Here is a 16,924-nt window from a genome sequence, read left to right as displayed (position 1 = left end):
ATTAAAACTTAAATAATAATTATGACAACAACATATCATACAAATGGTAGAGTAAAATGGTCTTTAGGCACAGCTTATCATGACAATGGAAGAACAGCATTTTCATTGGGTACAGCTTATCATGATAATGGAAGAACAGCATTTTCATTAGGCACAGCTTATCATGACAATGGAAGAACAGCATTTTCATTAGGTACTGCTTATCACGATAATGGAAGAACAGCATTTTCATTAGGTACTGCTTATCACGATAATGGAAGAACAGCATTTTCATTAGGAACTTTCTACGATGAATATGGAAGGGTAGTAAATAATAAAAGCTTTAGCATTGCATTAGGAAAAGGTATTCAAATGCAAATTATTCCAACTATAAAAATTACAGTTTATGGGAGAAAAATTAATTAAAATAAAGTAGAAATGTTATATATGATGTATTTTCTTAGAGTGATAATAAGTCTCAAAAAACGATGGTCTACCTCAAAATAAAAAGTATCTAAACTTAGTTTTATATCGTATTTGCCTCGTATAAATAGTTTATCATCTATAAAAGTGTTATTGGTACGATAGTATTTATAGAATTCAAGATTATTATCAAAAAACTTTTTGAGCCTATTTAATTCTTCATTAAGAAATTTCTTAATTTGTTTTGCTCCATAAGGTTTTTTGGTTTCTATTTTATAAATGGTGTTATAAAAAATGAGCTTTGAAACAATCGCAGGTTTCTGATGTTTGAAAAAATGAATTTCTTCGGCTATATTCTTAAATCCTTTTTTTAGGACATACTCTTTTAAATCAGACAGATTTTGAACGATTAGTTTTATAATGGTTTCTATCTTTTGTATAGAGCAATCGGCATCACTCTCTAATTCCAGGATTGTTGTTTCCAATTTGTGGATCGATTTATTGAAATAATTTTCCATTCAGTTTCTGTTAAATTTTGATGAGAGATACACATACAAAAAGAGTATTTAATTTAACAATGCTAAAGCGTTTATTTCGAAGCCTATCCAAATAGCAACTTTATTCCGATGATTTGTTCGTCCCTCTTTAGCCTGTTTAGGTTCGTTTCATAAATTTGTTTGAATTTCAAAATAATTTATATTGCCCTTTCAGATTTTACGACAAAGCACATTTAAAAACGGTATCCGACTGGATTAACTGAATTTTAACCTAGGAAGAAAAATTTACTTTCCTTCCTAGGTGTGGTAATCATATGAGAAGTATGAGGGAACTCAATTTTTCAATGTTACTTTTATATAACAGGTATTAATTGAGTTTTCAGTCCGCAGTTTTCTGTTAATTCATAGAACAAGAAAATAATTTATCTTCCGTTATTCATTTGAGTACCCTGATTGGATTCTTCCTGTTTCTGATCATCATTTTTAATACCTCTTTCTTTGCGGGTCTTATTTTTGGAATCTGTCTTACCAAAATTGTAACTAAAGGTTAGCCCAAAAGAACGGAACGGGAGCTTCATATTGCTTTTTTGTGTATAGTCTGGTGTTAACACTTCCGTTTTAAAATGTTTGTTTTCAGTAAAAGGATCCGTTATATTCAATCCTATACTGGCTTTTTTATCCATAATTTCTTTTTTCAGGCCAATGGTCCACATACTGAACGAAGGTGAGGTTCCTTGGAAAGTACGCCTTGGGGAATTTACCATTAGAAACGTTTCTGCAGTAAATCCATCTCCTATTTTATAACTACCATTTATAAACGCTCGGTACATAAAATGGATTTTATCGGTTTCGGTGCTGATTCCGGTGTTAAACGGATTGCCTTTTGCTTCATAAGTAAACAAGCTGATATTACTTCTCAATGTTAAGTTTTTTATAGGTGAAAAAGAGAAAAACAGATTAGTTCCGAACGATTCACTCGTTCCGATATTGTCAAATGTGGTTAACGAAATATTTTGCCCTGGAGTTGTTGTATTGTCTATTTCGTTTACGCTTTCAATAACATCATTTGTTTTGCGGTAAAAAACAGCTACGTTGATCATCGAACGTTTTATAAAAGTAGAATAGCCTAGCTCAATATTATGTGAGAGTTCGGGTTTTAACTCCGGATTTCCCTGTTGCTGAACAATAGGATCGGCTGTATTTCTAAAAGGGTTTAAAAAAGACAAGCTTGGTCTTTGAATGCGTTGGTTGTAACTTAATTTTAAACTTGATGATTTGCCTAATTTTCTCGACACAACAGCACTTGGTAATACATTAGTATAATTATTACTAAAGGCATTGATGTCACCTACCGATTCTCCATCTAACTGGGTATGTTCTATCCGTATTCCGGCTTTCACTTGATAATGTTTGGCAAAATCAAAACCATAGGTCATATAACCTGCTACCACATCCTGGCTATAATCAAACTCATAAGAGCGATTATCAACCAGTTGGTATTCTCCATTGAAATCCTCTTTTAATAAAGACTTGCTGGTAATATCCCTCAAAATGCTTTTTGCACCTAACTCGAGAGTCGTTTTGCCAATTGGCTGTACATAATCTACCTGAAAAGTTAACTCGTCATTTTTACTCCTATTTTCTCCCTTTTCATTCAGGCGTGTACCTTGTTCAAAAAGAGTCAGATAATCTGTATTGTTATTATTTCTCGAATATTGACCTGAAAGCGTTAATTCTTGTTTAGGTTTTGCAAATTTCCGAGTATAATCTGCTGACCAATCAAAACCATTAAACGCAGATTCTTGATCGCGGTTTGATAGTAAAGTAGAAACTGTATTGTTTGGTGAGAAATATTGTGAAGTAGTATTTCCATCCATATTCATTCCAAATGTATTAGCAGAAATAGTTGTTGTAAACAGGTCTTTGTCTGTTAGATCATAATCTATTCCCAAAGATCCACGTAGTCCGGTACGAGTGGTTCTGTTTTCTCCCAGCTGTTTCAAAGTCGGTTCTCCAGAAGCTGTGTATTGTTCAAACTCATTGGTAATTGTTTGAGGCCACATTAAATTTCCTCCTAAATTAGCGACTATGCCAATTTTCCCTTTTTTCACGTTTAAGCTTGCATTCCCATTATTATGTCTGGTGCCGATTCCTCCCGAAACAGAGCCGTTTACACCAGGGATATCTTTCTTTTTAGTGATGATATTGATAATGCCAGAGGTGCCTTCGGCGTCATATTTTGCAGAGGGGCTCGTAATGACCTCTACACTTTTTATCTGATCTGCCGGAATCATTCTTAGTGCATCACCCATATTATTAGCCATCATACCAGATGGCTTTCCGTTGATCAAGATTCTGACATTTTGATCTCCACGCATCGAAACATTACCATCTATATCCACTGAAAGCATGGGGACTTTACGTAAAACATCTGTCGCATTGCCACCTGCAGAAGTTACGTCACGCTCAGCATTGAAAACCAATCGGTCAATTTTGTTTTCGATTATAGGTCGTTCGCCAGTAATTACAATCTCATCAAGCACGTTTGTGTTGATGCTCATCAATATTGTTCCCAAATTGTTGTCACCAGGCTTTAATGTGTAGTTTGAAAACACTTTTGGAATGTACCCTATAAAACCAATTGTAATATTGTATGTCCCCGGTTCTAAGTTTTCCAAAGAAAATTTTCCTTTCTCATCAGCAATAGTACCGGTTAATTTTTTAGCATCAGTAATCGGATGTACGGAAATGGTGGAATAATAAATTCCTTCTTTACTTATTGAATCTACCACGGTTCCTTTTATTATAGCTTTAGGGCTTTGAGCCCATACACTATGAGTAAGAGTTGTAAATAAAATTAGTGTAATAAATTGTTTTAATTTCATATAGATCTATATTTCGTTTTGCAAACTAAGCCTTTAGGGCATATTGTTTTTTTATGCCACAAACTTCCGAAAGCCTGTGTTCGCTCACAAAAATTATAGACGAAGGAGCCACTTTTGATCGTGAACTAGTATTATACTGCCTTATATAATTTGAGTAGATGAAAAAAAGAGAGGTATCATCCAAAAAAAGGATAATCTGTAAGAACAAAACATTGAAAACTACATTTTTTTCTAACAATTCTGAGTGAAAAATAAATTATTGAGGTAAGTCTGAAACCGACAAATACCTGGCAGTAAATTGATTAATTTCTTTGATTTTTATCTTTAATATAGACTTTGGTTACTTAATCCATAGATCCACAAATTGGTCATATTTATCTTTATAGGTAGCACCTACTGGGATTATTTTATCCCCGATTTTAACGCTGTTTTTTAAAAGTGCATCCACACGGGCAAAAGAAATAATATAGGAACGATGAATTCGGAGAAATCCACTTTTGGTGAGTTTCTCTTCCAACTTTTTTAAGCTCATCAACGAAAGCATAGGTTTAGCACCATTGACCAGATGAATTCTGATATAATCCTTGAGTCCCTCAATATATAAAATACTATTGATTTCCAATCGAATAACCTGTGAATCAACCTTTATAAATATAAATTGTTGGTTATCATATGATACAATATCAGCAGACTCGTTTCCTTGTTCGATTCGTTTTCTTACTTTTGAAATTGAAGTTATAAAATCTTCATAATCAAACGGTTTAAGTACGTAGTCAATAGCATCCACGCGATATCCTTCTAATGCAAATTCACTATAAGCTGTCGTAAAGATGATAAACGGTTTATGCTTACTGGCATCTGCTGCCAAAACCCTTGCAAGTTCCATACCGGTAAGATCTGCCATTTGAATGTCGAGCAGTAGTAATTGAACAGGATTGGATTGAATATAATTAAGAGCATCGATCGCATTGTCAAATTCAGCAACAAGTTCCAGAAAAGGTGTTTGTCTGACAAAGGAGCTAATCATATTCAATGCTAAGGGCTCGTCATCTACGGTTATACATCTAATTTTCATTTAAATCAATTTTAAGTTGCACCTCAAAGCCATCAACCTTATTTATTGCCAAGGAATACCTGCCAGGATAAATTAGTTCCAGCCGTCTTTCCGTATTCTGTATTCCGATACCATGGTTTTGATCATCATCCAACTTGTTGTCCACGATTTTTTCAAAAACTTTATTCTTTGTATAGAACACCAATGATTGATCTTTTTCTGTAATCCTAATGGTAATCGGACTATGTGTCTGTGTGCTGATGCCATATTTGAATGCGTTTTCTATAAAAGGCAAAAACAGCATCGAAGCAATTTTTTGATCAGGAGAGACGATATCCACCGAAAAATCAATTGAAACCTTCTGGGCAGATCGCATTTTCATCAATTCCAAATAATTGGAAATAAACTCTATTTCTGATGCAATAGTAGAAGATTGATTGGATGTGTTATATAAAACGTGCCGCATTATTTTCCCTAATTTTTTAAGAGCATTTCTAGATTGGTCAACATCTGTATAGGTCAAAGCATTTACCGTGTTGAGACTGTTAAAGAAGAAATGAGGGTTAATTTGTGATTTTAAAAACGAAAGCTCCATTTCTATCTTGTCTTTTTCTACTTGTAGGCGTTTATTCTTCTCATCTTGCCATTTTTTAATCAATATGCCAATAATATTGACACCAAGCACCAATATTTCAATCAAGAAAATATAGAAAAATACGGATAAATTGCCATGTCCCTGTTTTTTTTGGGTATTATGTAACCCAGCTATTTTTCTTATTTCCTCCGAAACATTGAGCAACTCATCCAACTTACTGAGAATTATAATAATCAATACACACGAAAGAAATAAAGTGAGATAGTATTGAAAATATTTTCTTTGGAAGAGTAATTTAGGTGCCAACCATTTTGTATTGAAATAAGTAAGTCCCAGCATCAAAATGAAAAAGAAAAATTGATTGACCCAATAAACAAAAGGCAATGCGATCCCATAAGAATGCGGAATCATAAGAAACAGTAATACTGCTAAGAGGGTTATACCCACTAAGGTTGTAACTGTATTTTGATTTCTTGTTATGATTTTCATAGGATGCTAAATTCCATTTTCTATTAAAAATTTACAAAATTTATCGACAAACTCACTGATTTTATGAGTGAGTATGCTATTTTGTTAAGTGAAGAAACTCCGGATACTTCACGTTTCAAAAATACACCTTCATGGTAAAAAATGAAAGATTGGTCTATTAGATTTCTTTCAAAGGTAGAAAAAATCTTCCTTTGCTTTTTAAACAAGACATAATGAAAGAGAATATCAAAGTGCTTATCTATTTAAGTGTATTTTTCTTATTATCAACACCTGCGATTGCTCAAAAAATGGGAAATGTTATCGGTACTGTGGAAGATATGGACACCCACGAGAGACTTATTGGAGTGAGTATTAGCGTTAACGGGACCTCGTTTGCTACGCTTACTGACAGTACGGGAACTTTTAGGCTTAACGTTCCTGTAGGCACCTATACGATTAACGCTTCCTCAGTGGGGTATCAAAAGTTTACACAATACAATATAGAAGTAAGCTCAGGCAATGACAGGATTATGCACTTTGAATTGCAACCGGAAGCGGCACAACTTGAAGGCGTTACAATCACAGTCAATAGAAGTGCTTCTGCAACTGCAACCGATATGATTACTCCTATGTCTGTCCAGAAATTGACATCTCAGGAAATAAAATCAAACCCCGGAGGAAATTTTGATGTTTCAAAAGTGGTACAAACGTTGCCCGGAGTCGGTTTAAGCAATGGTGTAGGTGAGCGGAATGATATTATCATACGTGGTGGTGCACCCAATGAAAACGTTTATTATCTGGATGGTATAGAAATACCAGTTTTAAACCACTTCCAGACACAGGGAAGTTCGGGAGGTGCACAGGGAATTTTGAACGTCTCGTTTATCGAGGATCTCAAACTGACAACATCTGCATTCGATTCGAGATACAGCGATGCATTGTCTTCTACCTTTGTTATCAATCAAAGAAACGGTAACCCCGATCGTTTGTCGGGAAATATTCGTGCAAGTATGACAGAAACCGCATTAACGCTGGAAGGTCCGCTTTCCCCTAAAACAACATTCCTGAGTTCTGTGCGTAAATCCTATTTAGGAATGCTGTTTAAAATGGTAGATCTCCCAATCCGTCCAGACTTTTATGATTTTCAATATAAAGTTAATCACAAATTTAATGATAAGACAACATTAACTGCTATTGGTATTGGAGCCATTGATAAGTTTGGATTTGCACCTACAAAGGAATCTACTCCCGAACACACTTATATTCTCCGTTCAACGCCTTATGTAAACCAATGGACTTATACCATGGGCTTTAATCTTAACAGAAAGATCGAGAATGGCTACATGAACTTCACCTTAAGTAGGAACATGTTCAATACAACATTGGATAAATTTGAAGACGAGAACAAAATTGAACAGAACAGGACTTTATTAATCGAATCAGATGAAGTGGAAAATAAGTTCCGTTTTGATTACAATAAGTTTGTTAACGGTTGGAAGTTTTCAGCTGGTTTGGATGCCCAATACGTAGGTTATAACGGAGATGTATTTAATAAAGTGTCTGCTGAGGTAAAAGATGAAGATGGCAATGTTGTAGCCCCAGAAAGAACCATCCAGTTCAACAGTAAGATCGACTTCTTCAAATATGGATTGTTTGCGCATGCTTCAAAACGTTTTCTGGATGACAGATTACTCTTATCGGGAGGTATCCGTACGGATATGAACAGCATGACCGAGACAGGAAATGATCCCTTGAAGACACTTTCTCCTCGTTTATCCGCTTCTTATCGTCTGAGTGACCAATGGAACTTGAATGCATCTGCTGGTACTTATTTTAAGGCACCTATATATACCGCATTGGGATATAAGGATGAAGCAGGTAATTTCATGAATAAAGATATGGACTATACCCGTTCAACTCATTATGTTCTGGGAACTGAGTTCTTACCAAAGAATTCACTGAGGTTCACATTGGAAGGTTTCTATAAGAGATATAGCGATTACCCTGTGTCTGAAACAACAGGAATTTCATTGGCCAATCAGGGAACTCAGTACGGATCGGTTGGTAGCGAACGCATATTATCGATAGGTATAGGAGAAACGTATGGAATTGAAGCTTTTATGCAGCAAAAGATGACTAAGAACCTTTTCTATCTGCTTAGTTATTCTTATGTAGTTAGTAAATTTTCGGGAGTAGATGGCGTATTAGCTCCTTCATCCTGGGATAACAGACATCTGTTTTCTGCAACTTTAGGGTATAAAATGAAAAATGACTGGGACTTGGGACTGAAGTATCGTTTTGCAGGAGGAAATCCTTATACACCATATGATCTGGCAGCCTCACAACAAAACTATTTGTTGCTGGGCCAGGGAATTCCAGATGCTTCCTTATTGAACCAGAACAGACTTTCCAATTTCAACCAACTGGATTTCCGAGTGGATAAGAAATTCAACTTTAAAAAGACATCGTTGGGCATATATCTAGATGTACAAAACTTATTGATGCAAAAAAATGAAACCAACCCGAACTTTACGTTTAAGCGAAACGAAGATAATACAGGCTTTGTGACTACCAATGGACAACCTATTACTGCTGATGGAAGCAACGCCATACCAGTTATTCTTTACAATAAAACTGGACATCCTTTACCTTCCCTTGGAGTAATTTTCGAGTTTTAACAGAAAAACATTTAATTAAAAATCAAAATTATGAACATTACGTTGTCAATTATAGTGGGAATGCTAATATTGTCAATTTCAGCCCCCTTTATTTCGGTTTATGCTGTTTCTCAAATTAAGAAAAAGAACCTTGATGTCCACGTCAAAATTCAAAAACGATTGTTCTGGACCTGTATTGTTGCACTGATTATTTTAGAAGTTCAAATAAGGGTTTCGGGTGGATCAGGCAGTCTCGTTTCTAACAGTAAATATACCGGGACGTTATTCTTTAATAGTTTATTGATTGCACATATCATAGGTGCGGTAATCACCTATATTTTCTGGGGAATTACTGTTTTCAGTGCTAATAAGAATTTGAAAAAGAAAAAAACATTACCAGGAAAATATTCGACAGTACACAAAAAGCTAGGTTACGGAACTATCATAGGTCTATTTTATACTGCTATAACGGCTGCTATTGTTTGTACCATGGCCTTCTTCTTGTGAATTTAATTTCTCATGAGAGAATGCGTAGTCCGTTAATTTTAAAGCAGTACAGGCAGAAACAGATGTTAAGGTCTCTTTTATTTATGCTATCACATTTATCAGGAGCAATATTCTTGTTGCTCATTTGAGAATATTTTTTGAATTTTGAAAAAAGTGACGGAAGTTAAAGGAGTGGAAAGATTTCTATCCACTCCTATTTTAACCCTAGAAAATCAAATGTGTAAACAATTCTTTCTGCTCGTTTAGATGCTGATAATTTATTTTTTTAGTTTTCATTTTTTGTTCCATACTATCTAAATCAGAACTGTATTTTAGTTCTACGCCAACAACAGCCGGACCTTCTTCGCGGTTGTTCTTTTTAGTGAACTGGAAATAAGTAATGTCATCATTTTCTCCTAAGACATCATTTACAAATTCTTTTAATGCTCCTGGTCGTTGTGGAAAGTTGATGATGAAATAATGCTTCAATCCTTCAAACATCAAGGATCGCTCTTTTATTTCTTCCATTCTTGTAATGTCATTGTTGCTGCCACTAACAATGCACACCACATTTTTACCTTTGATTTGGTCTTTATACGAATCCAAGGCTGCAATACTCAATGCACCAGCTGGTTCTACAACAATGGCTTCTTCGTTATATAATTGTAAAATTGTTGTGCAAACTTTCCCTTCAGGCACTAAGACGATGTCATCTAACGAATGTTGGCAGATTTCAAATGTTTTGTCGCCCACCCGTTTTACGGCAGCTCCATCTACAAATTTATCAATGTTCGTCAATGCAGTATTTTTACCGTTTTCCAACGATGTTTTCATAGAGGCTGCTCCTTGTGGTTCTATACCGATAAGGTTAGTTTCAGGACTCAATTGTTTAAAAACCGAAACGACCCCTGCTGCCAAACCGCCACCTCCAATTGGGAAGAATAAAAAATCAATTTTACATTTGCTGTCTTCCACAATTTCCAATCCTACAGTTCCTTGTCCGGAAATAACCAATTCATCATCAAACGGATGAACGAAAACTGCCTTATTCTTCTGGCTGAAAAGAAGGGCTTCGTTGTAGGCATCGTCAAAAGTATCACCTTTCAACACAACCTCTACATTTTCTTTTCCAAAGAGTTTTACCTGCTTTATTTTTTGTGCAGGCGTGGTAATAGGCATATAAATAACGGCTTTTATGTTCAGTTTTCTACACGCAAAAGCCACTCCTTGAGCGTGATTACCCGCACTTGCACATACAACGCCTAGTTTTATATCATTTTCGGAAAGCGAACTTATTTTATGATACGCTCCACGCAATTTGTAGGATCGTACAGGTTGTAAATCTTCCCGTTTCAAATAAACCTGAGCAGCAAATCGCTCGCTCAGGTTTTCGTTTTTCACAAGAGGCGTATGCACAGCCACACCTTTCAGGTTTTCGGCTGCCTCTTGTATTTTTGCTAAATGTATCATTTGGTTTGAGGTCTTAATTTTCGAACTTGCATTCCAGTTTGCCACAACTCACTTTGTTGTATTTCTTTGAGTTCTGCGTTGAGTTTTTCTCTGTAATCTGGCTTGCTGTTGGCTTCGATAACGATGGCTGCTTCTTTACCTGAAAGCACGTCATCATACAGTTCATTAAAAACAGGAGTGGTAGCTTCTCTAAATTTACCTTTCCAATCCAATGCTCCTCGTTGTGCAGTGGTACTGCAATTGGCAAACATCCAATCCATTCCGTTTTCGGCTACCAAAGGCATTAAACTTTGGGTCAATTCTTCTACAGTTTCGTTGAAGGCTTCACTTGGCGAATGTCCTCGCTGACGAAGCACATTATATTGAGCCTCAAAAACACCTGCGATAGCTCCCATCAAAACGCCTCGTTCGCCAGTCAAATCGCTGTATACTTCTTTTTGAAATGTGGTTTCAAACAAATAACCAGAACCGATAGCGATGCCTAATGCCAATGCTTTTTCTTCAGCTTTTCCGGTTGCATTTTGAAAAACGGCATAACTGGAATTTAAACCTTGCCCTTTTAAAAATAATGTTCTTAACGAAGTTCCCGAACCTTTGGGAGCCACCAAAAACACATCTACATCTTTAGGTGGCACGATACCTGTTTTTTCATGAAAAGTAACGCCAAAACCATGTGAAAAATACAGGGCTTTTCCTGTTGTCAAATTTTTTTTCATCGTTTCCCATGCTTGTATTTGCCCTGCATCTGATAATAAATTCATGAGTAAAGTGCCTTTTTCGCAAGCGGTTTCCACTTCGAAAAGAGTTTCATTTTCTACCCAACCATCAGCAAGTGCTTTGTCCCAACTCTTTGTCCCTTTTCGTTGTCCTACAATTACTTTTACGCCATTATCTTTCAAATTTAAGGCTTGTCCCGGACCTTGCACGCCGTATCCAATGACTGCAACAGTTTCGTTTTTTAATATTTCTCTTGCTTTCTCTAATGAAAACTCTTCTCGTGTTACGACATTTTCCATTACGCCGCCAAAATTTAATTGTGCCATTTTATATTGTATTATTTTTTTTAATTGATTTCTAATTCTTTTAAATAAGTACTTAATTCTTTCATTGGTTTGGTAACTGCTACTCTTCCTGAGCGGGCAAATTCCAGAATACCAAAGGGTTTCAATTTCTCAAATAAAACCTGTGTATCTGCTTTGTGCCCTGTTTTTTCAATGACGATAAAATCGGGATCTACGGTGAGAACTTTGGCACTATTTTCTCTAACCACTTGCTCTACATTGTTGGATTTAAGTTCTGTTGTTTTGATTTTATATAACGCAATTTCCTGATGTACTACTTCATTATCTTCGTGTACAAAGGCTTTCAGAACATCAATTAATTTGTCGATTTGCCCAACAACTTTATCTATTTGTTCTCTGTTTGTTCTCAAAACGATAGTGTAACGGTGCACATTTTTAACCTCTGTTTCAGAAGCGGTGATGCTGTCAATATTCAAATGTCGTCTTGTAAATATGATGGTGATGCGGTTGAGCATTCCGATTGTATTTTCCGTAAATATGGATACGGTAAATGTTTTGTTCATTGTTTCCATTTTATCCGTTTTATAATTATTGTAATCTTATTTCAGCTACCGAAGCACCTGTTGGCACCATCGGAAAAACATTATCTTCTCTGGCAACTTTCACTTCCAACAGGTACGCATTTTCTGTGTTTAAAAGTTGGTCTAATGCGTTGTTCAAGTCCTCCTGTCTTTCAACTTTTTGACCTTTGATGTTGTAAGAGGCTGCCAAAGCCACAAAATCAGGACTTTGAATGTCGGTAAACGAATATCTTTTTTCAAAGAACATTTGTTGCCATTGCCTCACCATTCCCAAATAACCATTGTTTAAGATGATGATTTTCACGCCGATATTATTCTGCATCATGGTTCCCAATTCCTGCAAGGTCATTTGAAAACCACCATCTCCAATGATAGCTACGACTTGTTTTTCCGGATTTGCCATTTTTGCTCCAATAGCGGCTGGAAGTGCAAAACCCATCGTTCCCAATCCGCCAGATGTAACATTACTTTTGGTTTGATTATACTGATAGAACTGTGCCGCCATCATTTGGTGCTGTCCCACATCGGTTACAACGATTGCATTGCCCTTGGTTTTTTGAGAAAGTAAATCAATCACCAAATCCATTCTCAGTTCATCTGAAAATTCCTTTTCTCTATTTTCTGAAAGTACCTGTAATTCCTTTTGCTTCGCTTGATGAAATTCATCCAACCAATTTTGATGAGTTTGTTTTTCTACCAAATCTGCTAAAACGGTTAGTGCTTCTTTGGCATCGGCTACAACAGGAGCATCGGCTTTTATGATTTTATTGATTTCGGCAGTGTCTATATCAACATGAACCACTTTTGCTTGTGTTGCATACCGGGAAACATCACCTGTAACACGGTCGTCAAAACGCATTCCCACGGCAAGCAACACATCGCACTCATTGGTTTTTACATTGGGTGCATAATTGCCATGCATGCCTACCATTCCAACAAATAAAGGGTGATGACTTGGAAAAGCTCCTAATCCCAAAAGCGTAGAAGCCACCGGAATACCCGTTTTTTCGGCAAAAGCCAATAATTCTTCTTCTGCATTGGAAAGCATAATTCCTTGTCCGACAATCATCAAAGGTTTTTTTGCCTCATTCAAAAACTTGGTTGCTGCTTGCACTTGATCTACATTCAATTTTGGCTTAGGTTGGTAGCTTCTCACCGATGTACACTTTTCGTAAGAGAAATCCAGTTTTTCAAACTGGGCATCTTTGGTAATATCCACCAAAACCGGCCCCGGACGACCAGACGAGGCGATGTAAAATGCTTTGGCTAAAGTGGGTGCTATATCTGCTGCTTTGGTTACCTGACAATTCCATTTGGTTACCGGCATCGAAATTCCCATGACATCGGTTTCCTGAAAAGCATCAGTTCCCAAGAGATGAGAAGCCACCTGTCCGGTGATGCAAACCAAGGGCGTAGAATCAATCAGGGCATCGGCTAAACCTGTAATTAAATTGGTGGCTCCCGGACCCGAAGTAGCAAATACAACCCCTGTTTTTCCTGAAGTTCTAGCATATCCTTGAGCTGCATGTATAGCACCTTGCTCGTGTCTTGTCAAGATATGATTTACTTCTTCAAGATGATGAAACAAGGCATCATAAATTGGCATGATAGCACCGCCTGGATAACCAAATATCGTTTTTACACCTTCGGCTTTCAGGCTTTGTATCACCGCTTCTGCACCTGTTATTTTTAATTCCGTTGTTTTCATTTTTTAATTATTTATCGGTTACACACCCCAATGAAGCACTCGAAACGCATTGTGCATATTTGTACAAAACCCCTTTATTTGCTTTCAATGGAGGTTGTTTCCATGCTGCTTTTCGTTTTTCCAATTCCTGTTCAGATACTTTTAAATTGATCGTATTATTTTTTGTGTCAATCGCAATCAAATCTCCATCATTTACCAAGGCAATTGTTCCACCTACAAAAGCTTCCGGAGTGATGTGTCCTACCACAAAACCATGCGTTCCACCCGAAAATCTACCGTCGGTAATTAAAGCCACTGAATTTCCCAATCCTGCACCCATAATTGCTGAAGTTGGTTTGAGCATTTCAGGCATTCCCGGTCCGCCTCTTGGTCCGCAATAACGGATTACTACCACATTCCCGGGTTTTACTTCTCCGTTTCGCACACCATCAATCACTGCATATTCATCGTCAAATACTTTGGCTGTTCCTTCAAAATAATCGCCCTCTTTGCCACTTATTTTAGCTACACTTCCCTCGGTAGCTAAATTTCCGTAGAGCATTTGCAGATGTCCATTTGCTTTCACTGGATTTTCCAATGGAAGAAATACTTTCTGACCTTCGGTTAAATCTTCCACAGCTTCCAAATTTTCAACAATTGTTTTTCCTGTAACAGTTAAACAATCTCTATGTAATAAATTGTGTTTCAATAAATATTTCATTACTGCTGGAACACCACCTGCTTCGTGCAAATCTTCCATGAGGTATTTTCCACTTGGTTTTAAATCTGCCAACACTGGAACACGGTTACTTACCTTTTGGAAATCATTCAAAGTCAATTCCAAATCCACCGAATGTGCCATTGCTATCAGGTGCATTACGGCATTGGTAGAGCCGCCCAAAACCGTTACCATGGTCATGGCATTTTCAAAGGCTTTTCGGGTCATGATGTCTTTGGGCTTAATGTCTTTTTCCAACAACACTTTGATGGCTTTTCCTGTATCAAAACATTCCATTTTTTTATTGCTGCTCAACGCAGGATTGGATGAACTGTAAGGTAAACTCATTCCCAAAGCTTCAATAGCCGAAGCCATCGTATTTGCTGTGTACATACCGCCACAAGCACCCGCGCCAGGACAAGCGTTTTTGATTATACCTTTGTAATCTTCATCGGAAATGGTGTTACTGAATTTTTTACCTAAAGCTTCAAAAGCTGAAACGATATTGACCGATTCTCCTTTCCATTTTCCAGAATGGATCGTTCCGCCATAAACCATGATTGCAGGACGATTTAATCTTCCCATGGCGATGATAGAACCAGGCATATTTTTATCGCAACCTACTACCGCCAATACAGCATCGTACCATTGGGCACTCACCACCGTTTCTATGGAATCGGCGATCACATCTCTGGAAACCAAAGAAAAACGCATACCGTCAGTTCCGTTTGATATACCGTCACTCACACCAATGGTATTAAATATCAATCCTACTAAATCCTCTTGTTGCACACCAGCTTTTACTTCTTTAGCCAAATCGTTGAGGTGCATGTTGCAGGGATTTCCTTCGTAACCCATACTCACAATTCCCACTTGTGCTTTTTGCAAATCGTCTTCGGTTAAACCTATTCCATAAAGCATGGCTTGTGCTGCAGGTTGGGTTTCATCTTGTGTGATGGTTCTACTGTATTTGTTGAGTGTTTTCATTAGTTTAAATTGAGCTGTTTTAAAGGTTCTCGTACCAAAAGTGAATAAGCATCTTGAAGTTTTTTACCTAAGGAATCATTCCAGTTTTTTGGAAATTGATAAGTGTCCACCGATAATATACCCACTACCTCGGCAGCCGTTCCGCAGTAAAAGGCACTATCAGCTTGAAAAAGATCTTCTCTGGTAAATTTTCCTTGATGCAGTTCCAGACCTAATTGTTCGGCTAACTCCAAAACAGTGGCTCTGGTGATGCCCGGAAGGATGTTTCCTAATTGAGGCGTGAATAGTTTTCCGTCTTTTTCAAAGAACAAATTTGCACCCGGACCTTCGGCTAAAAATCCATCGCTATCCAAAAGCAAGGCTTCGTCGAATCCATTGTCTTTTGCTTCGTTGGTTGCCAAAATCGAATTGACATAATGACCGCAGACTTTCGCTTCAATGTGGATGGATTTTGGATGTGGACGGCAATAGGAGGAAACCGTTAATCGTAGTAATTTTTCTCCCAAATACGCTCCCCAGTCCCAAGCGGCAATCATCACCGAAACCCTGGTAGGTTTTGACAAACTCATATTTTGTCCACAATACACCAATGGTCGGATGTAAGCATTTTTTAAATTGTTTTTTTCCAGTAACTCGTAAGTAGCTTGGACTAACTCTTGAACAGTGCAATCGAAAGGGATTTTTACCAATTCGCAGGATTTTTTCAAGCGTTCATAATGTTCTTCGGCTTTAAATACTTTAGTTCCATTTTTGGTTTCATAAGAACGAATACCTTCAAATGCACCGTAGCCATAATGAAGCGTTTGACTGTACAAATCGGTTGTAGATTCGTTAGCCTTTACAAATTTTCCGTCCAAAAAAAGGACTGTTTCGTTGTTTGAATACATATTTATTTTTTTTATTGAGTTGATAATTGATTTTTGGGAATAAAAAAAGCCTTTCCCGAAATGAGAAAGGCTTACAATTTGGCATAAAGCAGCATCTCTCACGGTGGCGAGCTAATAATAATGCTGATAATAATAGTGTTGTTATATGATTTCATTTTGTTCTTTTTAGTTTAATGTCAATAAAAAAAGCCTCCTGATTTCTCGGGAGGCTTTCAAATATATCTTTTAGATTATATCAAAATTATTCCTCCCCGGTATGTGAAATCACACCCGCAATAATAATAGAAGAAATAATAATTGAATTGTACATTTTTTTTCTGTTTTCAAGTGCAAATATAGCTAGTAATTTTTACACCCACAATTTTTTTATGCTTTTTTTAATGTGAAGTTTCTATGTGCTGGATACGTTGGAAAAAATAGCACATTGTAAGGTGGGTGTTAGTTGATCTGATGTCACTTACAAAATGCGAAGTATTAACAGATTTATTTTTATTTAATTCCATATCTATTTTTATATGTCTTTATGAT

General features: G+C 36.7%; 13 protein-coding genes. 3 read left to right on the top strand and 10 right to left on the bottom strand.

Translation table 11 applies throughout. The features are described 5' to 3' along the window. Positions 1-21: 21 nt before the first annotated feature. A complete protein-coding gene (locus IW16_RS25160; RefSeq protein ID WP_034751544.1) occupies positions 22-405 on the top strand; it encodes a YadA-like family protein in 384 nt (127 codons plus the stop codon). On the opposite strand, the gene IW16_RS25155 is transcribed toward IW16_RS25160, so the two are convergent. The 4 genes from IW16_RS25155 to IW16_RS25140 form a co-directional block, all read right to left on the bottom strand. Then, positions 402-887 (bottom strand): RteC domain-containing protein, encoded by a 486-nt coding sequence (locus IW16_RS25155; protein WP_316931950.1) that lies wholly within the window; start codon positions 885-887, stop codon positions 402-404. The two genes, IW16_RS25160 and IW16_RS25155, sit on opposite strands and share 4 nt — an antisense overlap. A 434-nt stretch (positions 888-1,321) precedes the next feature. After that, positions 1,322-3,784 carry a TonB-dependent receptor domain-containing protein gene (locus tag IW16_RS25150; protein WP_051890786.1) on the bottom strand — a complete coding sequence of 821 codons (2,463 nt, stop codon included), beginning with the start codon at positions 3,782-3,784 and terminating at the stop codon, positions 1,322-1,324. A gap of 340 nt (positions 3,785-4,124) precedes the next feature. Continuing rightward, a complete protein-coding gene (locus IW16_RS25145; RefSeq protein WP_034751541.1) occupies positions 4,125-4,859 on the bottom strand; it encodes a LytR/AlgR family response regulator transcription factor in 735 nt (244 codons plus the stop codon). Next, entirely contained in the window at positions 4,849-5,922 is a 1,074-nt protein-coding gene (locus IW16_RS25140) for a sensor histidine kinase (protein ID WP_034751539.1), read from the bottom strand. Before IW16_RS25140 ends, IW16_RS25145 begins: the two co-directional genes overlap by 11 nt. 212 nt (positions 5,923-6,134) lie before the next feature. On the opposite strand from IW16_RS25140, the gene IW16_RS25135 reads away from it, so the two are divergent. Both IW16_RS25135 and IW16_RS25130 read left to right on the top strand, forming a co-directional pair. Then, entirely contained in the window at positions 6,135-8,579 is a 2,445-nt protein-coding gene (locus IW16_RS25135; RefSeq protein WP_034751535.1) for a TonB-dependent receptor, read from the top strand. A gap of 30 nt (positions 8,580-8,609) precedes the next feature. After that, positions 8,610-9,065, top strand: a complete 456-nt coding sequence (locus IW16_RS25130; RefSeq protein ID WP_034751532.1) for a DUF420 domain-containing protein — start codon at positions 8,610-8,612, stop codon at positions 9,063-9,065. Between the two features lie 204 nt (positions 9,066-9,269). On the opposite strand, the gene ilvA is transcribed toward IW16_RS25130, so the two are convergent. From ilvA to IW16_RS25100, 6 genes are read right to left on the bottom strand one after another with little or no spacing between them, the layout of a single operon-like run. After that, a complete protein-coding gene (gene ilvA / locus IW16_RS25125) occupies positions 9,270-10,514 on the bottom strand; it encodes a threonine ammonia-lyase IlvA (RefSeq protein WP_034751529.1) in 1,245 nt (414 codons plus the stop codon). Then, the gene (ilvC, locus tag IW16_RS25120) at positions 10,511-11,557 is read right to left on the bottom strand and encodes a ketol-acid reductoisomerase (protein ID WP_034751526.1); all 1,047 of its coding nucleotides are present in this window, start codon (positions 11,555-11,557) and stop codon (positions 10,511-10,513) included. The genes ilvA and ilvC overlap by 4 nt, the downstream gene beginning before the upstream one ends. A 20-nt stretch (positions 11,558-11,577) precedes the next feature. Further along, positions 11,578-12,099, bottom strand: coding sequence for an acetolactate synthase small subunit (gene ilvN, locus IW16_RS25115; protein WP_034751613.1), 522 nt, complete (start codon positions 12,097-12,099; stop codon positions 11,578-11,580). Between the two features lie 25 nt (positions 12,100-12,124). Further along, positions 12,125-13,825, bottom strand: coding sequence for a biosynthetic-type acetolactate synthase large subunit (gene ilvB, locus IW16_RS25110; RefSeq protein WP_034751523.1), 1,701 nt, complete (start codon positions 13,823-13,825; stop codon positions 12,125-12,127). Between the two features lie 7 nt (positions 13,826-13,832). Further along, complete coding sequence (gene ilvD / locus IW16_RS25105) at positions 13,833-15,509, bottom strand: dihydroxy-acid dehydratase (protein ID WP_034751520.1); 1,677 nt, start codon at positions 15,507-15,509, stop codon at positions 13,833-13,835. After that, positions 15,509-16,396 carry a branched-chain amino acid transaminase gene (locus IW16_RS25100; protein ID WP_034751611.1) on the bottom strand — a complete coding sequence of 296 codons (888 nt, stop codon included), beginning with the start codon at positions 16,394-16,396 and terminating at the stop codon, positions 15,509-15,511. The genes ilvD and IW16_RS25100 overlap by 1 nt, the downstream gene beginning before the upstream one ends. Positions 16,397-16,924 lie beyond the last annotated feature (528 nt).

Origin of the sequence: Chryseobacterium vrystaatense (assembly GCF_000737765.1) — a bacterium.
GTDB classification, from domain to species: domain Bacteria; phylum Bacteroidota; class Bacteroidia; order Flavobacteriales; family Weeksellaceae; genus Chryseobacterium; species Chryseobacterium vrystaatense.
This window is presented reverse-complemented; position numbering and strand designations above follow the sequence as displayed.